The following is a 19,321-nucleotide window of genomic DNA, read 5'->3' as shown; positions in this document are numbered from 1 at the left end:
TGGTTATCTGTCCGTTGTCACAAGGGTGCCACCTCGTTTGTTTTTCTTTTAGTATACATGAATTCGCTTTGCCAAGCGAAACCGATTGAATGCAGCAATCAAAGTAGAGGAACATGTAGTAAGAAAACTACATGTTTTCTTCTAGTAATTTTAGTATATAGTCGTCCGCTATGATCTCACCTTGCATGATCAGCCGTAAATGGTCGAAAGGGATTTTTGTGGATTTACTGAGTTGGTTCAGTTCTTCCTCACTCTTGATCCTTTCATAAATTTTTTTGGTTCGTTCGATTCGATCCCATTCTGTATTGGTCAAGTAGCGGGAAAGTTCATAGGTTAGCCGAGAATCCTCTGCACCGTGCACAATATCAACTCCTCTTTTTATGGATTATTATAAAGACAATAGAAAATAAAGAAACAACTGATCACTTGAATTGTTCATGTTATACTCGTTAATGGCAACTGCCCCGTGAGGGGGTGTAAATATGCTAGAAACTTTAATATCGCTGATTATCGCTCCACTATTCGTGGGTCTAGTACTCTTACTAGTTGATCGCTGGCTAGACGATTAGCCGATAGTCGAAGCAGTTGCCTTCTGGCCCCAACGCTGGAGTCGCAACAGCGCAAAAAAAGCCCTCCTATTCGCAGTAGGAGGGCTTTTTGGTGTAAACATGCTTGTTCTTTAATATCGCTTCGCACATTTATTATAGCAAGAAATTTTGAAAAAATCAAAATGCAGCAATCAGTACCGATCGTTTTTTTACATTAAAACTATTTGCGATTTTCTGTCTAAAAAAGTTGGTTACATTCTCAACTTTTATCGGTCAAAAATGTAACCAACTTTAAAATTGCTCAATCCCTTGCAGCACTAAGGTTTTTCTGACCTCGTTACATGTAGGAAGTCGTTTCCTAACCCCCCTATTAGTAAATGGGGGTTCACGGTCACTTCAGCTCGCACAGCAAGCTGAAGTGACACCAGAAAGGCTACAAGGATTTTTTGCTAGCGCAAAAATCCTACAGCGTCTGCACAGCAAACGCTGTACGCCATTTCTCTTTTTTATCATAACGAAAGTAAACTATTTTGCAAAGTTTTTTCTCTCTAACTAATCAAAAGTTTTGTAAAAATTGATCAATGGTATCTGCGCTTCAACCCTTTACTTTAAATGAGTCGCTCGTTTTAAAATCATAAATCATTACACAATCTGCTTCTATATTTTCTTTGAGAAGTGGGTTTCTTTTTTGGTTTGTTTCTGCGTTGATTGCACGTAGTGTAGTAAGGTCGATCTCTTTTTTTAATGCGCTACTTAATTTACTTTTTAACCGAATCACATCAAATATATTTTGGAGCAAAGACCCTTCACCGTCGATTAAAATATCTAAATCACTGGTTTCTGTTGCTTCGTTTCGAGCGTATGACCCAAACAGAAAAGCTTTTTTTATTTTCCATTCTAAAAATATTGGTGTACATAATTTTTGAATGTCACTAATTGTATAAATCAAATAACCGAACTCCTTGTCTTCAATTTGAATATTAAAATAAAAATGAAAAGCGACAATTATACTCACCGTTTAGGAAAAAATATTGATAAAAAAGGGAAGGAACAGGTAAATCGATTGCTTCTTTTAGATCAAAAAAAGGGAAAGAGCATAAGGTAGATACCCCCACCTTCTAGTTAGAAGGTGGAAAATAGGCTGTGCCTATTGGGTTTTAAGAGATTTCAAAGTGATATCATTGCGGCTTTTTTAGTGGCACCCAGATACCACTACCGATGGCACCTAGGTGGTACTTTTTGTAAAAAGTGCCACCTAGGTGCCACCATCAACCCTCAATTATTTTGGTAAATATTGGGAAACAATATCATTAAAATCACGTTCTTTTTTGACATCTTCTTGAACAGATTTGACCTTTTTCTTTTCTTCTTTCTTTGATTCGTCCTTCCTGTTTTTAAAGCGATAGTTCTTATTTCGAACAACTTTCTTACTCATTGTGACTGCTTCTTGATAAACATCAGAAGAAAAAAGGTCTTGTATTTTGGTATGATCTTGCTCCAATTTTGCATTGGTCATAATCTCTAATAAAGACAAAGAATCCAATACTTTTTTTTTCGAAATTTATTTCTTTTCTCACCCGATTAAGTAATTCAAGCAGCGCATATCGAATCATCGGACTATCTTTAATATCCTCGTCAACGGGCAGATAGGTTTATAATTCTTTCAAAGCATCTTCATGTTCCGTGTCTAAAAATACCGGAATTCGTTTCTTTGACATGTTATCTCACACACCTTTTTTGAGTTCGTCAATTTTCGATTCAATCAACTGAATCGTCTTTTCGATATCAGAAATTTTGGTTTGATTATCTGAAATGTTCCCTTTAAATGATTCAATCGTATTCTCCAAAGTGGTGATTGAATCTTACATTTTTGCTAACTACTCTCCGACTTGATATTCTTTTTCTTCAGTGAAAGAAGCAATTTTTTCTCGTGCATTTTTTATTTCTTCGACAAGAGATTTGTTCTCTTCCTCAATCATTCTCGGATATAATGAATTTTTAGAATTTGATAATTTCATGAATTTATAAAGAAACTAGACTTTTTGAACCGATCCCCAAAAGTTAGATTCTTAGTCTAACTTATAGGAATCATTTTTTTTATGATAAAATTTAGTTGTGATTTTAAGAAAATAAATGGACAAAATTATCGTAACGATAACTCTTAAATAACAATGAAATGAAAGAAAAGACGAGAATCTTCCAGTACTTCGAGAATCTTGTCTTTTCTTGTTGAATATAAAAAACCGAAAATAGATATATTTTAAAGGCTCTTGTCAATAAATCTAATGGTAATAAGTCAAGTTGAAGATTGAAAATATTTTTATTGTGTAACCTGTTTTGAAGCGCACTTAACTAGCTCCGCCTAAAATCAAATTTTTTACAGGGGATTTCAAAGGTTTGCGTCAATAACAGAATGTTATTTACCTATTACTCTCCTTGGCAACGCGTAGAGTCGATGGTTACGTAGTAGCGTATCCACAAGACGCGTAACTTAAGACGATTGCTCGTTTGTGTTTATATTTGGGACCTCTTTACATTTGCTTTGATAAAAAACTTTATATTCAGGAAGATACTTTTTTATAGAGTTGGTAGCTTTAACTAAGTAGTATCCAAAATAGCGATTCCCTTGTTTTGTCAGAGGTGTATTTTATGACTGACAGTTACCAGATTGTTTGACTTTCGAATATAAGCCTGCATATTTTGCCAATTTTGTTTGATTTTCCAATCGTTCAATTTGACCGATTTCAACGATTAATTAAGTGGAGTACACCTTTCCAATACCTGGAACACCGGGCAAATATTGATATTCTCGAATGCCGACAAATAATTGCTTGATTGCTTTTCCAAGTCTTTGATGTTCTTTTCAAGCGCACGAATTTCACGTACAAGAACACTTAGAACGACATTGATGGATTCTTGTGAAAGTCTACCTAAACGATAACTCATGGTAATTGCACGTTGAATGATTTGGCAATTTTTTCTGGATCTTTAAAGCAACCTTTTCCTTCTTCTTGTAGTAAGTCACAGAACGCCTCTAAGGCTTCTTTAGCTATAGTCGCAGCATCCGCAATATTTCCATAGTTAATGCAATTCCTTTTACGGTATCTTCACCCATGACAACCATTCTAAAAATTTTCGCTAACTCGTCCATTCCAGCTGGAAAAGAATCCCAAAAATCAATATCATAATTACCATTTTAATGATTTGTATTCAAAAATCAGATGAATTGTTTGACGTGGCAATTAATAATAATACTTTAGCAATCAACAAGATGATTGACGGTATGTGGTTAAAGAAGAAAAATAGCTAGGAGATTTTTGAGAGATGACTGGTAAATTTAAAGATGAATTATTAACTGTTGTTGCAGATAATGATTTAAAAAATATTATTCAGTTAAGAAGATACTTTGAAAATCATAGTGATGAATTTACGTTCAAAAATATCACTCGTTTTCATCAAACCATTAATAATAATGTCGATGTTTTTGGTCTATATTTTGAGGGTAATCTTCAAAATTAAATGCACTTAAATATAAAAGCCCCCTGACGAAAGTCGAAGGGGGTTTTTATTTTGGTTTGAGGTTTGCATACCTACCGAAAAGGTAGAGTAGCAAAACGTCAAACAGGTATCAGCTAAATGCCACCATAAGGGTGCGCTGATACTCGGCTCAAAAGAGCCGACAGAGCCGTCTGCAAGACCCCTCGGAGAGCCCACACTTTACCTTGTAAAGTATAGTGGGTTATACTTTACAAGGAAGTAGTCACCGAATTCCAGTTAGAAATTACTTTGTAACTACGTTTTGAGGAGGAGTAAAATGCTTTCCTACGTTCGACATTACCCATTAGCGATAGCTAAATTAATGTGTCTGTGCTCTCCTAAAATCTGCTGATTTATTACTGACTAATACTGGAGGTTTTTTTATGGGACAGACAATCATATCTGCTATTGGTGTTTATATTTCCACCAGTATCGATTATTTAATTATTTTAATTATTTTATTTGCACAGCTATCACAGAATAAACAGAAATGGCATATTTATGCGGGGCAATATCTAGGAACTGGCTTACTTGTAGGGGCGAGTTTAGTTGCTGCTTATGTCGTCAATTTCGTGCCTGAAGCATGGATGGTTGGATTGCTTGGTTTAATCCCTATCTATTTAGGGATTCGCTTTGCAATTGTTGGAGAAGGTGAGGAAGAAGAAGAGGAAGAAATTATTGAAAGATTAGAACAAAGCAAGGCAAATCAACTGTTTTGGACAGTCACATTGCTGACAATTGCGTCTGGCGGAGATAATTTAGGTATCTATATACCTTATTTTGCTTCGTTAGATTGGTCACAGACCCTCGTGGCGTTGCTTGTGTTTGCAATCGGCATAATTATCTTTTGCGAGCTTAGTCGGGTGCTATCTTCTATTCCGTTAATATCCGAGACAATTGAAAAATACGAGCGAATCATTGTGCCCTTAGTATTCATTCCACTTGGACTATACATCATGTATGAAAGTGGCACGATTGAGACTTTTCTGAACTTTATTTTATAGATAAAAAAGCCCCTTAAATGGGGCTTTCAGACTGTAGACAAAGTACTAGTTTTTAGTGCTTTGTCTTTTTTTATCCGTTAAAATAAGAGTATCAATTGGAGGTGTATCCAGATGCTCTCAAAACAAGATATGAGTAAACGCGCACAAATCGGTTTCTTTTCTCTTGAAGACTTGGTCCCACAGGACCATTTATTGCGGCAAATAGATCAATGTATTGATTTCTCCTTTATTTATGAATTGGTTAAAGAGAAATACGATGAAATCCAAGGACGTCCTAGCTTGGATCCTATTCTTCTAATTAAATTACCAATGATTCAATATCTATTTGGTATTAAAAGTATGAGACAAACAATAAAAGAAATAGAAGTGAATATCGCTTATCGCTGGTTTTTAGGTTTGAGTTTAGAAGATCCTGTTCCTCATTTTTCAACATTTGGTAAAAATAGTGTTGCTGACCAATACTATTTGACACAGAACCATTTAACTTAACTTGATGCAAATAATAACTTATCTAAATCAAATATCTCAACATATTTTTGAGTATGCTGTTTAATTAAACCTCTCTCTTCCAATGATGAGAACTTACGACTTATTGTTTCTGGGGTTGTACCCAAGTACGAGGCTAGATCTTTTTTCGACATTGGTAAAGTCACATAAGTATGGTTTTCTTCATCTTCAACGTATTCTGATAGAAAATCAATAATACGAGACTCTACTTGCTCCATACCAACCTGCATCGTTTGCTTTTCTGATACCTGTAAACGTTTCGTAACATCTGATAGTATTCTTCTCATAATTTCTGGGTAAGCGCCTAAATAGTCATCCATATCCTTTTTATGAATTCTACATATGCTCACTTCTGATATTGCTTCAGCATAATTAGAATGGTAACTTTCAGTTTGAAAAATAGCCACTTCTCCCATAAAATCACCAGGATTTAATATGCGTACAGTTTGTTCACGACCAGATTCATTTAAGTTATAAACACGTACACGCCCATTATTTATAATATAAAGTGTGTCATCTTTATCACCATTTCCAAATAACAACGCATTCTTTGCATAATGTACTTCTTGCGCTGATTGCGCAATTAAACTCATTTGTTCTTCATTTAGGTGATTAAAAATCGGAACTAAACGTATACAATCTATATGACTATGGTGGTGATGGTGTGCCATACAGCTTTCCTCCTAATTAATCGTTATCTATATAGTCATCATCTTCTAACGCATCCTTGTTAACAAAGGCTTGAAGTTGCCAAATATTTATATCTAAGTAATCTTTATAACTAATTAGTAAATCTTCTAATGCATCATCTGCTTCTTCTTGTGCTAAACGCATTGCACGAACGGTAAATTCACGATTAGTCCTAAAATCTTCTACTAACTGTATGACCATTTCTTCAGCAGAATAATATTTTTCAGACGGATCTTCAGAAATTATTGTAAATTCCTGAAATTCAGTAGTTGTTGAAGCTGGCTTAAATCCTGAAGCTAGTAAACGTTCTGCAATCTTATCAAACCATGTCTCATTCTCATTGTATAAATTCTCAAAAACACTATGCAATGAATAGAAATTTGTGCCTTTCACATATCAATGATATTGATGTAATTTTACATGTAAGGTATGGATATTAGCAAGTATATGATCTGTGACAGCTACAGCATTAATCTTAGTATGATGAATGTGTTCTTTATATGCTTTTTCAGCAGCTAATTTTTCTTGTCTTTCATTTGCTGTTGTCATTTTATACACCTTCCTTTACTTTTGAACTAATAACTGAATATCCTAGGTTTTCAATAGCTCTTTCAATTGTACTCAAATTGACTTGTTCTTCATCAAAATCTACTTTTACCTTACTTGCATTGAACAGTACTTTTACAGAATCTTTTTCTACACCAGCTGTCTGTTTTAAACCACTTTCAATTTTTTGTAAACACGATGGACAAGTTAATGTTTCTAATTTTAATGTTGCTTTAGTCATATCTATCACTCCTTTAAATAAATTATACAGGACATTTCTTTTAAGATAATTGACATAGATCAATTATCTTAATTGATATCTTCTTAATCTCATTGCATTTAAAATAACTACTAAAATACTTGCCTCATGAACTAACATACCTATCGACATAGACATCCATTCACTAAATATTAAACTAACCAATAATATTATCACCACACTAACAGCAATTAGAATATTTTGTCTCATATTCGCATATGTCCCTTTAGCTAAACCTAAAGCATGGGGGAGACGATTAAAATTGGAATTCATTAGAACAATATCTGAACTTTCAATAGCCACATCTGTCCCATTTCCCATAGCAATCCCTACTTCTGCAGTAGCTAGAGAAGGGCTATCGTTCACACCATCACCAATAAAAGCAATAATTTCACCAGTAGACTGTCTTTCTTTTAGAAACGCTTGCTTGTCCTCAGGTAACATATCGCCATGAGCCTCGGTTAATCCTAGCTCCTTTTTAACTAAATTAACTGTGCCTTGATTATCCCCTGATAATACAGTGAGATTTTTAACACCAAGTGATTTTAATTTTTGTAGGTCTTGTTTAACACCTGCTCGAACTTGGTCACGGATTCCCATTAAAATAATTAACTTACGATCAACTGCCGTTAATACAATACTCTTCTTTTTTTTTCAAGAACTCAAAAAAGCGGAAAATCCCAGATTTAAAAATCTGAGTTTCCGCTTTTGTCATTTCAAGGATGGACTATTGTCTCAGCCTCTTCTAATTTATTCTTAAGATATTTTTACTTTCTCTGCAGGTGCTGATACTTCTTTTTGTTCTTTTCGACCTTTCAACTTATACTTCATTAATCTCATGCCATTGAAAATTACCACCAAGATACTACCTTCATGAACCAACATTCCGATAGACATATTCATCCATTCGCTGAAGAAGACGCTGGTCAACAAGACCAACACTACTCCAATTGAAATCACGATATTTTGTTTCATATTATTTGCGGTGGCTTTTACTAATCCTAATGCGTGAGGCAAGTTGCTGAAGTTCGAGTTCATTAAAACGACATCGGATGTTTCAATCGCTACGTCCGTTCCGCTTCCCATTGCGATTCCAATGTCTGCTAAAGCTAAGGACGGACTATCGTTAACGCCATCTCCAACAAAGGCTACAATTTGACCACGTTGTTGAAGTTTTCCGATATAAGCCGATTTGTCTTCCGGCAACATGTGGCCGTGAGCTTCGGTCAAACCAAGTTCGCCGGCGACCACATCAACGGTTCCTTGGTTATCTCCTGAAAGAACGACTAGATTTTTCACGCCCAAGTCTTTTAATTCCTGCAAATTAGCTTTCACACCCGGACGGACTTGATCGCGAATGCCCATCAGTACTTTTAATTCACCGTCGACCGCTGTCAAAACGAGAGAGTTCCCTTGTTGTTCAAACCGTTTGACATCTTTTTGCACTTTTTTGCTGAGAGTGACATTTTCTTTTTCCATCAAGGCCACATCCCCAACAGCCACTCTATGTCCAGCTACACTTGAAACGATTCCGCCGCCTTTCACGACTTCAGTTCCTTCAACAGGATAAAAATTTGTTTCTCCAATTTGATTTAAGACCGCTTTTGCTAATGGATGATCTGATTCCCGTTCCACACTGGCCAGATAGCCAAGCGTTTCAGCAGAATCTTTTTCATACAGTTCAGTCGCTGCAACGGTTGGGTTTCCGACAGTTAAAGTACCTGTCTTATCAAATACAATTGTATCCACATTGCTGAAGTCTTGAATGACTTCACTCCCTTTTAAAAGAACACCGTTACGAGCACCATTCCCGATACCGGCAACGTTTGAGACAGGCACTCCGATAACTAATGCGCCTGGGCAACCTAGAACCAAGATGGTGATTGCTAACTCAATATTTTGACTGAACGCCCATACAACAATTGCCAGAACCAAGACAGCTGGTGTGTAGTATTTAGAAAAGCGATCAATGAACCGTTCCGCTTCGGATTTAGAATCTTGTGCTTCTTCCACGAGTTCAATAATTTTTCCAAATGTGGTGTCCTCACCAACTCGGTCAGCTCTGATTTGAATCGTTCCGTTTTCTAAAATGGTTCCTGCAAAAACTTCTGCATCAGCTAGCTTGTTGACCGGAACAGCTTCCCCTGTAATGCTAGCTTCATTGATATGCCCTTCGCCCGTAAGGACTGTGCCATCCACTGGAACTTTCGCACCCGTTTTAACGAGCAAGATATCCCCTTCATCTACATCATCCACTTCTACTTCTTCAAATTCGCCATTATCCATTTGTTTCAAGGCGCTTTCGGGTGCCATTTCAGTCAATTCTTTGATAGCAGATCGCGTTTGGTTCAATGTTCGTTGTTCCAAGTAGTGTCCGAATAAGAATAAGAACGTGACAATAGCCGATTCTTCATAATTTTGAATAAAAAGCGCACCAATCGCTGCAATACTGACTAAGACATCAATACTGATGACTTTGACTTTCATTGCTTGAAACGCTTGAATGGCAATTGGCGTAATCCCAAAGACAGAGGCGATGATCAAAGACCACTCTGAAAGTCCTACGTTTTCTAAAACAAAGTGACTGAAGAAACCGAGTGCGATTAACAATCCACTGATGACGGTGATAACATTTTTCTTGCTTAATATATATTGTTGCATGCTTTTTCCCTCCAAATTTAATTTCTCTTTTATTGATAAACACAGTATAAGATAATTGCCTAAGTAATTAATTGACTGACATCAAGTTTTGAAAAAATACGTGTCCCTTCTCACTATTTTTTTGATCTAACAGCCTCAATGACACTTATTCCTCTTTACAGTTATAACGATACCCTCTTTTTATCGAATAAAAATTTACGGCTATCAAGTTTAGAAAGTTCTCTTTTATCGTTTCTAAGCACCTCGAATCGGATTGCAACAAAAAAGCAATCCCGGAAAAATAGCTTTTCTTCCAGAATTGCCTAGTTCATTTAATCTGTTAAGCGGCCTTGACTTTTGCTTTAAGGACCGGATAGCCTACGTTTTCGATAGCTTTTTGAATCTCTTCAATCGAAGTGACAGCTGAATCAAAATTGGTTTTGACTTTGCTGGAGTTGAATAATACTTTAATGCTGTCTTTATCAATACCGTTAACTGATTTCAAGGTACCTTCAATTTTTTGCATACAACTTGGACAAGACAACGTTTCTAATTGCAATATAGCTTTTTCCATAATTCCTATCTCCTTTATGTGTTTTTATTTTATCCGCAGCAGATTAATGAACACTGCCTTTTCCTCTTTACAACTGTAGTATAGCTCACTTTTAGCAAACGAAAATTGACGCATATCAAGTTTTGCACTTCTTTTTATCTTTTTGCTCAATTCACCATCTTAATAGTCTTTTTCTGCCCCTTATTGCCATCAGAATAATAATAAATTGGTGGATAGTCTTGTCTGCGTATAAACCATACTACAATCGCGCCAATAAACAGGGCCAGAGACAAGGCTTGTGAAACGCGGATCTACTCGCCAATCCATAAACTGTCCGTTCGCATACCTTCAATGAAGAACCGACCCACTGAGTACCACAAAACGTAACTCAAAGCGACTTCTCCTTGACGCAAAAGCTGTTTTCGGTTCCGTATAGTGACGATGAGGACAAAGCCCAACAAACTCCACAATGACTTGTATAAAAAAGTCGGATGGTAGTAGGTACCATTGATATTCATTTGTTCAATGATAAATTCAGGTAAATAAAGATTTTCCAAGAATTGACGAGTAACCGGTCCACCATGAGCTTCCTGATTCATAAAATTGCCCCAACGACCAATGGACTGGGCTAACAATACATTGGGCGCTAAAATATCAAGAACGAGTGCCAAAGAAGTACCTTTTTTCTTTGCATACCAATATAGCGTACCCCCTCCTGCAATCAATCCCCCATAAATCGCAATGCCGCCATTCCAAATCGCAAGGATTTGTCCTGGATTTTGCAGATAATAACCAAGTTCAAATAACACATAATAAAGCCGAGCGCCGAGGAGTCCAATCGGAATTGCCCATAAGGCCATATCGATAATGGTATCCTCTTCCAGTCCTTTTTTCTTTGCTTCCTTGGTGCTCAACTGGAGAGCCGCTAATATGCCCGCTGCAATAATGACTCCATACCAATGAATCACAACAGAACCAATCTCCACCGCATGGGGATTCAAAACGCCTAATACGAATTCCATTCTATTTGCTCATTTCTTCAATTTTTCGCGTCATTCTAGTCATGGTGATGCTGAACAAGATTCCGGCTAAGCTCCATGGAAACCAAACAGTAAATACACTTTTATCTCCCTGGTCACTCGCTTCGTAATACGCCACTTTTCCGTGTCCGATTACGCCGGCTCCTTTTACAACTTCCTCTTCTTTTTCCATAGCTAACCTATCTGCCTCAACAACGTTAGACGTTTTTGCTTCGCCGCCAATCGTGTTCTTGGTGAAAGGGACGACAAAGAATGCACCCGCTGCTGACAACGTGATGGCAACTATCACCCAAAAATAATGCACATTCACCCCTACTTATTTTTACGTTTTGTTCGACAACCCTATCTTAAAGAAAAATAAAACAAAAAAACTTGAGGGTTATCATGTTTGTGCTTTTATTTTTCCAATGAATGAAGGTCGTTCTGTCTTAAAAAAGCCAAAAACGGACAGATGGAAGCAAAAGCACTGAGTTCTGTCCCGTTGTTAATGAAGAGCGACAGAACACCAACGTGTAGAAAAAAGTGTGTCCGATTATTCGCTGTAAAGCAATAAATCATCTAAATCCTGAATCTTGATCCTTTTCCCAGACAGCTGTTGAATCAATCCCTCGTCCTCCAATTCTCCAAATTTGCGACTGATGGTCTCAGGTGTCGTTCCTAAATAGGAAGCAATGTCCTTTTTTTCCATCGGCAGGGTGATGGTGGGAGAGTTGCCCATTTCAGGTTCCACATTTTCTGCCAAAAACAAAACTAAACGGGTAATGACACTCTCCAAGGCTACTTGTGTCGTTTGACGTTCTGAACTTTCTAACCGTTTAGACATTTCCGCCAATAGTTTTAAAGAAATAGCTGGGTATTGTTCCAGAAAATCTTGGACATCTTTTTGCTGAATCATACAGACAACGGTATCTCGGGTTGCTTCGGCATATTCCTCGTGTACTGCATCCGGGTTGAACAAGGTCCATTCTCCGGTGAAATCACCAGGGTTCAAGATCCGCACTAGCTGCTCTTTGCCAGAGTCTGCCAATCGATAAATACGGATTTTCCCACGATTGATAATATATAAAGTATCCTCTTTTTCTTGTGAACGAAACAGAAACTCTCCTTTTTGATACTGTTTCGTGTGGGCTTTTTCAGCAATGTAATTCATCGCGCTATCCTCTAAGTGATTGAATATTGGAACCAAGCGGATACAGGCTGCGTGGTCGCCAATTTCATGATGGGTATGTTTAGTCAATTCATTCTCCCCCTTTATTTATTTTGTTTATATTCGCTGCTTTTATTATATAAGTCTCTTACTACAAAAAAATTGATGCACATCAAGAAAATGGAAAAAGGACTGGAAAGAATTCCAATCCCTAAATCAGCTTCTACTTTTACCTTAATCTTCATCCTCATCAAGAGCGTCATCATCTTCTAATGCTTCTTTACCAATGAACGCTTGCAGCATCCAAATGTTCTTGTCTAAGTCATTTTTAAAAGCAATCAATGTATCTTCTAAAGCATCGTCACCCTCGTCTTGAGCTAAACGAATCGCGCGAATAGTTAGGTCACGAGTGCTTCTGAAGTCCTCGATAATATTTTCAACCATGTCTTCTGCTTTAGCGTATTTATTAACTGCATCTTCCGAAAGCATCGAATATTTTTCAAATTCAACCGTTGTCGAAGCAGGTTTATGCCCAGAAGTAATTAGACGCTCCGCAAGTTTGTCGAACCATTTTTCATTTTCGTTATACAACTCTTCAAATTTTTCATGCAACGTAAAGAAATTGGCTCCTTTTACATACCAGTGATATTGGTGCAGTTTCACATGTAATGTATGCATGTTGCCTAAAAGATGATCCGCAATGGCCGCTGCATTAATTTTCGTATGATGAACATGTTCCTTGTGTTCTTGTTCTTCTTGCAATCTTTCTTGGGGTGTTCTTTCTTGAGTAGCTTTATTTTCAGTCATGATTTATTCCTCCTATAATTTTGGTTTGTTTAAAATAGCTTTCTTTGATTCCTCCTTTTTCTTTACTGAATTTAGTATAGGATAGATTTCCGTTAAAAAAATTGACGCTCATCAAGAAAAGTATTTCTTAATAGACGCCAGGCTTCTCTATTAAATTCAACTGAAATAATCAAAGGAATGAAGTCGTTCCCTCCAAACAAAAATTTCATTAAAGTAGGGCCTAAAAAAAGAATAGCAACTATACTTTGTCAAGAGACCTGACTGCTATTTTTTTGCTTGTTATTCTTCAATTACCAAATGTCTTGCCTTGCAGTATATTTAATACTCTTTCTCACTAGTGTTGCATGCAACACTAGTGAGAAAGAGTATTAATAAGATTAACCTAGAAGAATAACTTTACTTTATTTATGTCATACCATAAATAAAAATTGAAAAGAATTTTTTATTTATTTTTAGTAGATCGATTAATAGGAGTTTTAGCTTGGGAGCGTCAAATTTGCTGAATTAGATATTAGTATTATAAATGTATTTTAAAGAAAACAAGTGTCTTCTTCATAACTATTACATCTCCTCCATCCTCAAAAATTTATACCAAAAAATAAGAAAACAAATGCAATATAAAGGAGAATTCCCCCTCCCAAAACAATAAAAAAGTAGAAAACATATTTAGTCGTTTTGCTAATATCATTCGCATTTCTTATCTTAATACTAATAAAAATATAAAACCCTATGAGTATTAAAAGTGGTAGCATTTTGATCAACAATTTTTATCCTTCCTTTGAGAAAATCGGGAGCGTCAATAATTTTGTGTAAATGATTCTTCCCTACTGCAGATTATTTCTAATTCTCAATCAGTTGGCTTAGCATTTGTTCAAGTTCGCCTTCGGCCTGTTGGAAACCTTTATGACTGCGACCTAGGAATTTTTGGTTGTGAGTATCAAAAGACGAGACTAAGAAACGTTCCATCGACTCTTCATTTTGGAACTGTTCCTTGCGGTGGCTGTATTTCTTGATTTGCTTATTAAAGGATTCAATCAAGTTCGTAGAATAAATACTCTTGCGTATGGCTAATGGGAAATCATAGAAAGTGAGCAAGTGATCGTTCGAAAGAATCGATTCAACCACTTTTGGATAGCTGGTTTTCCATTTTTCCGCAAAAGCACCACGTGCTTCCAACGCCACCTCTTTAGATGAGGCTTGATACACCATTTTAAAATCATCACAGACTTCCTTACGATCATCGACACGCACTTTGTGACTGATATTACGGGAAACGTGTACACAACAATGTTGAAAACGAGCTTTGGGATAGAACCGACTAATCGCTCCTACCATCCCCTTTAAGCCATCCGTGATGAACAGGAGGACATTTTTCAAACCGCGCTCTTGAAGGTCCAATAAAATTTCCTCCCAAATCGTGATGGATTCAGTCGGTGCAATCGCATAGCTCAATACTTCCTTTGATCCATCCGGGCGAATGCCAACTGCGATATGAATAGCTTCCTTGGCGACGGTTTTCCGCTTTAACGGAATATACGTTGCGTCCATATAAATAGCAGCATAACGGTCATGAAGCTCCCGCCCTTTAAACGCCGTTACCTCTTCTGTAAATGATTTTGTTATATTGGACATGGTTTGGGGCGTGTAGTGATGCCCATACATTTTCTCAATCAAGTCTGCGATTTCCGACATGGTAATACCTTTTCGGAAGAGGTGAATGACGGTCTCCTCTAACGTGTCATTCGTCCGTCTATAAGCAGGAACAGTCTGTTGCTTGAACTCACCATTGCGGTCGCGCGGAATCTGGAGATGAAGTTCCCCATACTCGGTCTTGACCGTACGGTCATAGGAGCCGTTACGAGAATTACCCGTGTTAAAACCAATGCGATCATACTTTTCGTAATCTAGGAAAGCCGTTAACTCCGTTTTGAGAAGCGTATTGACTGCTTTCTCCAAATGGACACGGAATAATTCATTCAAATCGCCTTTGTTCGCTAGAGTCTTTAGAATTTCTGTAGTAAAATCGTTCATAGGGAAGTCCTCTCTTCTGTGAATGTGTTGTGGTAACTCTATTCTACAGAAGGGACTTCCTTTTTTCTATTTACACAAAATATTTTACACTCTCCTGAGTTAAACTGAATATCATTCTGTCTATATAAATTTTAAGATGGATTACCATACTTTTGTTTGACTCATTGACAAAAATCTAAAAAACTTATCCTCAGCGAGATTGAGTGTCTTTTACCAGACACAAATCCCTACTACAGATAAGTTTTTTATTTTTTTATGCTTTTAGGCTTTTAGGTATATGGATATTTCAGTTTTTCCTTACTGATAAGTTTCTGTCCGCAAGAATTCTTCTTGCTTTAATAGCTCCTCGATGGAACAATTTTTTTCCAATGCTTCTTTGACAAAAGCAGTGGCTTTTTCATAACCAATTTGCGGTGAAAGGGCTGTAATAGTCCCTGTACTGTTATTTACAGCTTTCGAACAAGCTGTTTCATTGACGGTAATACCTGCCACACATTTATCGGCAAAAATTTGACACGCTTTGGTCAACAGTTGACATGATTCAAATAAATTATGGAACATCACCGGCTCAAAAGCATTCAATTCCAATTCTCCGGAAGCTGCCGCAAAGGTGATGGCACCGTCATTTCCAATCACTTGAAATGCAATTTGACTGATAACTTCTGGAATGACTGGATTGACTTTGCCCGGCATGATCGATGAGCCTGCTTGTCTTGCTGGCAAGTTGAGTTCATGAAAACCAGTTCGCGGACCGCTGGCTAAGAGACGCAGATCATTGGCGCTTTTGTTCAATGTGATGGCAATCGTTTTTAATCCACCTGAAATCGAGGCGAAACTGTCGGTATGCTGTGTACTATCAATCAGGTCATTCGCTGGCCGTAAGGGTCTTGGAAAACGTCGGTTCAATTCTTGATAGAGGTATTCTTGATAGCGATAGGACGCATTAAGACCTGTCCCAATGGCTGTCCCACCCATATTTAAGGTCAATAGTTCTGCCGATAAGTGGTGCAGCCGTTCACGGCAACGCGTCAAACTGTGGGCATATGCAGCGAAACTTTCCCCTACTGTCATTGGCACCGCCTCTTGCAGTTGGGTTCGCCCCATTTTTGCCACGTGCTGAAATTCTTTCGCTTTCATATGCCATCTGTCAATCAACTGTACCAGCGCTTCATCCAATTGTTCAATATATACAAGCAAAGCCAGTTTCCCAGCACTAGGATAGACATCATTGGTGGATTGGCTTTGATTGACATCGTCTAAAGGATGAAGATATTGATATTCCCCTTTCTTATGCCCCATCAATTCTAACCCGCGATTGGCGATCACTTCATTCACATTCATGTTGGTGGATGTTCCTGCTCCCCCCTGAAATGTATCAACAATAAATTCTTCATCCCACTTGCCCATGATGATTTCTTCCGCAGCAGTCACAATGATTTGTGCTTTTTCTTTGGATAGCGTGCCAGATTGTTGATTGGCTAGCGCAGCTGCGGCTTTGATACGTGCTACTTGTTTGATCATCGTCAGATCAACTTTTTGATCAGTGAAAGCAAAATTTTCTTTTGCGCGATAACTATGAATACCATAATAAGCCCCCTCGTATATAGGTAGACTGCCAATTGTATCTGATTCGATCCTCATCATGATTTAAACACCCCTTTTTGTATTATATGTGATAAAATATCACATAAGAGAAAAAGACACGAGCCTTTTCAGCCATCTCTTTGTTAATCCTTGAAATTGATTCCTTTCACTTTGAAAAACAAAGAGAAACAGTACAAAAACAGAAAAGAGGAAAGTATTTGGATGAACTAGATAAAAAGTTGTTGAATCTGTTGCAGCAAAATGGTCGGTTATCGATCAAAAAGTTAAGTGAAGCGTTATTCATCACTGCACCTGCTGTTTCCCAACGAATAAAACATTTAGAAGAAACCGAGCAATTGTTGTATTATCAAGCGACGATTGACTATGAACAAGCCGGCTTGCCGATCAAAGCATTTATCCACCTGTCGATCGAACCACAGCAAAAAGCAAGTTTCTATCCTTTCATACAGGCGATCCCCAATGTGTTGGAATGTGATTGTGTCACCGGCCCTTATTCAATGTTAATCAAAGTCGTTTTCCCTTCTACCAAATCATTGGACAGCTTTATCAATGACTTGCAAAAATTCGGTCGAACCAACACCCAAATCGTTTTCTCGACGCCAGTTCCCTCTCGAGGATATCAATTCTGAAAACCCAAAAAGCGCGCTTATCTCACATAGACAGGCACGCTTTTTTTATATACAGGGGTCACTGGTCATCGACTGGCACTTGCAACCCTCGTGGTCCGACATTCGTTGAAAATACAATGTGGGTTTTGGTATCCCCATAAAATTGCAAATCTGTGATAAACCGATCCAAGACGACCGTATCACTAAAATAAACCTTCAAGAGCATAGAATAATCTCCAGTGATACAGTCACACTCGATCACATTTGGGATGTCTGCGATATAGGCATAGAAGGCTTCTTTATCTTTGGCATTCACTGCGCAATGGACATACGCTTTGATCAGATAACCAAGTTTTTGGTAGTCGATCAGTGCCTGATAAGAACGGATATACCCAAGGGTTTCAAGGTTTTGTACCCGCACAGAAACAGATGGCGATGAAATAAAGCATTGCTCTGCGATCTGCTTGACAGTGACTCGGGCATTTTGCTGCATGATGTTCAGTATCTTGCGGTCTAAGTTATCCATAATCATCCCCCGTTCTCATTATTTTCTCAGTTTATCGAGAAAACAACAGAAGCGCAAGTTGCAGATTACATCCTATGTTAAATTTCCTAACATCAACGCTGAGATAATTGGAAATAGCGATAAACAATCATCGCCCCACAAGCAAACAGACCACACCCAAAAAACATCATGTCAAAGCCAAAAAGACTGGCGATGATTCCCCACAAAAAAGCCCCACCTCCATAAGCTACATCTAAGGCTGCTGAAAATACCGCTGTCCCTTGCCCTCGCTGCGCCTCAGACACCGATTCTAATACAATCGTATTCATCACAGGCAATAAGCCGGCATAACCGACACCATAACAACTCGCGGCCAGAAGCAAGCTACTGAGCTGTGTCGTAAATGGCAACAGACAAAAAGAAACCAAAATCAATAATAAACTGCCATAAATCAATGTAGCCGTTTGGATTTTGGCGAGCAAACGTGGAAATACGACCCGTGTTGTGACCGTCATGATCGACATGACCGTAAAATAATAGCCTGCGCCGATAATCTCACGTTCAAGGGCATATTGTGCAATAAACGCCACCACGCCAGAATTGGCAAAGCATATCAAAAAAAGGATACCGCTAGGAAACACAACCGCTTTGATGCGAAGCAGTTCTCGTAACGATGATTTCGCTTCGCCAGAGTGCGTATTCCTCCGTGAAAAGGGCTGTTCTTTCAAAAAGAAACTCAACAAAAAAGCTGTTCCGCTCAACAAGACAGCCATCCGAAAAAGTACAGGAAATCCATAATTTTCTACAACAGCAAGTCCTATCAACGGGCCGATGGCACTCGGCACAGCCTGGGCGATACTGAAATACCCCAATCCGACTGCTAATTTGCCTTCAGGAATCGTATCAACTGCCATCGTCGCTGCTGCTGTCGCTTGCAAACTATTGCCCACCCCTTGCAAGATGCGCAGACAAAAAAGCATCAATAGCCCCTGCAGCAGATTCAATAAACTAAAATCAATCAACAGAATGGCTAATCCCATACAAAGCAAGACTTTGCGTCCATATCGATCCAATGCCACACCGATTGGCAAACGGCAAAACAAAGCAGATAGCCCCAAGACACCTACAATGGCGCCGGATACTGCTTTAGAACCACCTAAAGAAGCAACATATAACGGCATAGTCCCCATTTGGGTCGTGATGGCTGTCATTGCTAGTACCGTGACCACCATCACTAAGTAAAAATCTTTCGACCAAAGCCGACTAGAGCTGTTCACATTTTCCATATTGTGCC

Annotated in this window: 17 protein-coding genes and 6 pseudogenes; 5 read left to right on the top strand and 18 right to left on the bottom strand. The window is 38.0% G+C overall.

Features of this window, described 5'->3' with window-relative positions; genetic code table 11:
- Positions 1-127: 127 nt before the first annotated feature.
- Positions 128-361, bottom strand: coding sequence for a hypothetical protein (locus IGJ74_RS04740; RefSeq protein WP_005225230.1), 234 nt, complete (start codon positions 359-361; stop codon positions 128-130).
- A gap of 121 nt (positions 362-482) precedes the next feature.
- On the opposite strand from IGJ74_RS04740, the gene IGJ74_RS04735 reads away from it, so the two are divergent.
- The gene (locus IGJ74_RS04735) at positions 483-569 is read left to right on the top strand and encodes a type I toxin-antitoxin system Fst family toxin (protein ID WP_115224856.1); all 87 of its coding nucleotides are present in this window, start codon (positions 483-485) and stop codon (positions 567-569) included.
- A gap of 574 nt (positions 570-1,143) precedes the next feature.
- Here IGJ74_RS04735 and IGJ74_RS04730 read toward each other — a convergent pair.
- The 3 genes and pseudogenes from IGJ74_RS04730 to IGJ74_RS04720 form a co-directional block, all read right to left on the bottom strand.
- The gene (locus tag IGJ74_RS04730) at positions 1,144-1,497 is read right to left on the bottom strand and encodes a nucleotidyltransferase family protein (protein ID WP_034868666.1); all 354 of its coding nucleotides are present in this window, start codon (positions 1,495-1,497) and stop codon (positions 1,144-1,146) included.
- Positions 1,498-1,827: 330 nt separating this feature from the next.
- The gene (locus IGJ74_RS04725; protein WP_249641318.1) at positions 1,828-1,983 is read right to left on the bottom strand and encodes a hypothetical protein; all 156 of its coding nucleotides are present in this window, start codon (positions 1,981-1,983) and stop codon (positions 1,828-1,830) included.
- Between the two features lie 981 nt (positions 1,984-2,964).
- Positions 2,965-3,601: pseudogene (locus IGJ74_RS04720) on the bottom strand (transposase); the annotation flags it as partial.
- 271 nt (positions 3,602-3,872) lie between these two features.
- Between IGJ74_RS04720 and IGJ74_RS04715 the strand changes: the two are divergent.
- From IGJ74_RS04715 to IGJ74_RS04705, 3 genes and pseudogenes are all read left to right on the top strand, one after another.
- Positions 3,873-4,067, top strand: a complete 195-nt coding sequence (locus IGJ74_RS04715; RefSeq protein WP_005225228.1) for a hypothetical protein — start codon at positions 3,873-3,875, stop codon at positions 4,065-4,067.
- A 401-nt stretch (positions 4,068-4,468) separates the two neighbouring features.
- Positions 4,469-5,089 (top strand): CadD family cadmium resistance transporter, encoded by a 621-nt coding sequence (locus IGJ74_RS04710; RefSeq protein WP_005237707.1) that lies wholly within the window; start codon positions 4,469-4,471, stop codon positions 5,087-5,089.
- Positions 5,090-5,200: 111 nt separating this feature from the next.
- A pseudogene (locus IGJ74_RS04705) lies at positions 5,201-5,533 on the top strand (transposase); the annotation flags it as partial.
- Between the two features lie 41 nt (positions 5,534-5,574).
- Here IGJ74_RS04705 and IGJ74_RS04700 read toward each other — a convergent pair.
- The 12 genes and pseudogenes from IGJ74_RS04700 to IGJ74_RS04645 form a co-directional block, all read right to left on the bottom strand.
- Positions 5,575-6,267 carry a Crp/Fnr family transcriptional regulator gene (locus IGJ74_RS04700; protein WP_005225225.1) on the bottom strand — a complete coding sequence of 231 codons (693 nt, stop codon included), beginning with the start codon at positions 6,265-6,267 and terminating at the stop codon, positions 5,575-5,577.
- A 16-nt stretch (positions 6,268-6,283) separates the two neighbouring features.
- Positions 6,284-6,835 (bottom strand): annotated as a pseudogene (locus IGJ74_RS04695) (Dps family protein).
- Between the two features lies 1 nt (position 6,836).
- The gene (locus tag IGJ74_RS04690; RefSeq protein WP_005225223.1) at positions 6,837-7,073 is read right to left on the bottom strand and encodes a heavy-metal-associated domain-containing protein; all 237 of its coding nucleotides are present in this window, start codon (positions 7,071-7,073) and stop codon (positions 6,837-6,839) included.
- Between the two features lie 63 nt (positions 7,074-7,136).
- Positions 7,137-7,745: pseudogene (locus IGJ74_RS04685) on the bottom strand (HAD-IC family P-type ATPase); the annotation flags it as partial.
- Positions 7,746-7,847: 102 nt separating this feature from the next.
- Positions 7,848-9,752, bottom strand: a complete 1,905-nt coding sequence (locus tag IGJ74_RS04680) for a heavy metal translocating P-type ATPase (RefSeq protein ID WP_074536898.1) — start codon at positions 9,750-9,752, stop codon at positions 7,848-7,850.
- A gap of 319 nt (positions 9,753-10,071) precedes the next feature.
- Entirely contained in the window at positions 10,072-10,305 is a 234-nt protein-coding gene (locus tag IGJ74_RS04675; RefSeq protein WP_218193532.1) for a heavy-metal-associated domain-containing protein, read from the bottom strand.
- Between the two features lie 146 nt (positions 10,306-10,451).
- A pseudogene (lgt, locus tag IGJ74_RS04670) lies at positions 10,452-11,306 on the bottom strand (prolipoprotein diacylglyceryl transferase).
- A pseudogene (locus IGJ74_RS04665) lies at positions 11,291-11,628 on the bottom strand (hypothetical protein). Before IGJ74_RS04665 ends, lgt begins: the two co-directional pseudogenes overlap by 16 nt.
- A 228-nt stretch (positions 11,629-11,856) precedes the next feature.
- Positions 11,857-12,561, bottom strand: a complete 705-nt coding sequence (locus IGJ74_RS04660) for a Crp/Fnr family transcriptional regulator (RefSeq protein ID WP_003125436.1) — start codon at positions 12,559-12,561, stop codon at positions 11,857-11,859.
- Between the two features lie 144 nt (positions 12,562-12,705).
- Positions 12,706-13,278 (bottom strand): Dps family protein, encoded by a 573-nt coding sequence (locus IGJ74_RS04655; protein WP_002292150.1) that lies wholly within the window; start codon positions 13,276-13,278, stop codon positions 12,706-12,708.
- A gap of 840 nt (positions 13,279-14,118) precedes the next feature.
- Complete coding sequence (locus tag IGJ74_RS04650) at positions 14,119-15,309, bottom strand: IS256-like element ISLgar5 family transposase (RefSeq protein ID WP_074536899.1); 1,191 nt, start codon at positions 15,307-15,309, stop codon at positions 14,119-14,121.
- A gap of 297 nt (positions 15,310-15,606) precedes the next feature.
- The gene (locus IGJ74_RS04645) at positions 15,607-16,953 is read right to left on the bottom strand and encodes an aspartate ammonia-lyase (RefSeq protein ID WP_003125428.1); all 1,347 of its coding nucleotides are present in this window, start codon (positions 16,951-16,953) and stop codon (positions 15,607-15,609) included.
- 158 nt (positions 16,954-17,111) lie between these two features.
- Between IGJ74_RS04645 and IGJ74_RS04640 the strand changes: the two genes are divergently transcribed.
- Positions 17,112-17,543 carry an Lrp/AsnC family transcriptional regulator gene (locus IGJ74_RS04640; RefSeq protein WP_003125427.1) on the top strand — a complete coding sequence of 144 codons (432 nt, stop codon included), beginning with the start codon at positions 17,112-17,114 and terminating at the stop codon, positions 17,541-17,543.
- 58 nt (positions 17,544-17,601) lie between these two features.
- Here IGJ74_RS04640 and IGJ74_RS04635 read toward each other — a convergent pair whose 3' ends face one another.
- Together IGJ74_RS04635 and IGJ74_RS04630 are read right to left on the bottom strand one after the other, a co-directional pair.
- On the bottom strand, positions 17,602-18,048 hold the full coding sequence (locus tag IGJ74_RS04635; protein WP_005470356.1) for an Lrp/AsnC family transcriptional regulator: 447 nt from the start codon (positions 18,046-18,048) through the stop codon (positions 17,602-17,604).
- 92 nt (positions 18,049-18,140) lie between these two features.
- Positions 18,141-19,313, bottom strand: a complete 1,173-nt coding sequence (locus IGJ74_RS04630) for an MFS transporter (protein ID WP_074536900.1) — start codon at positions 19,311-19,313, stop codon at positions 18,141-18,143.
- Between the last annotated feature and the right edge of the window lie 8 nt (positions 19,314-19,321).

The organism is Enterococcus sp. AZ009, from assembly GCF_050548785.1.
Classification (GTDB): Bacteria; Bacillota; Bacilli; order Lactobacillales; family Enterococcaceae; genus Enterococcus_D; species Enterococcus_D entomosocium.
The sequence above is the reverse complement of the archived record's forward strand: the minus strand, read 5'-3'. Positions and strand labels throughout refer to the sequence as shown.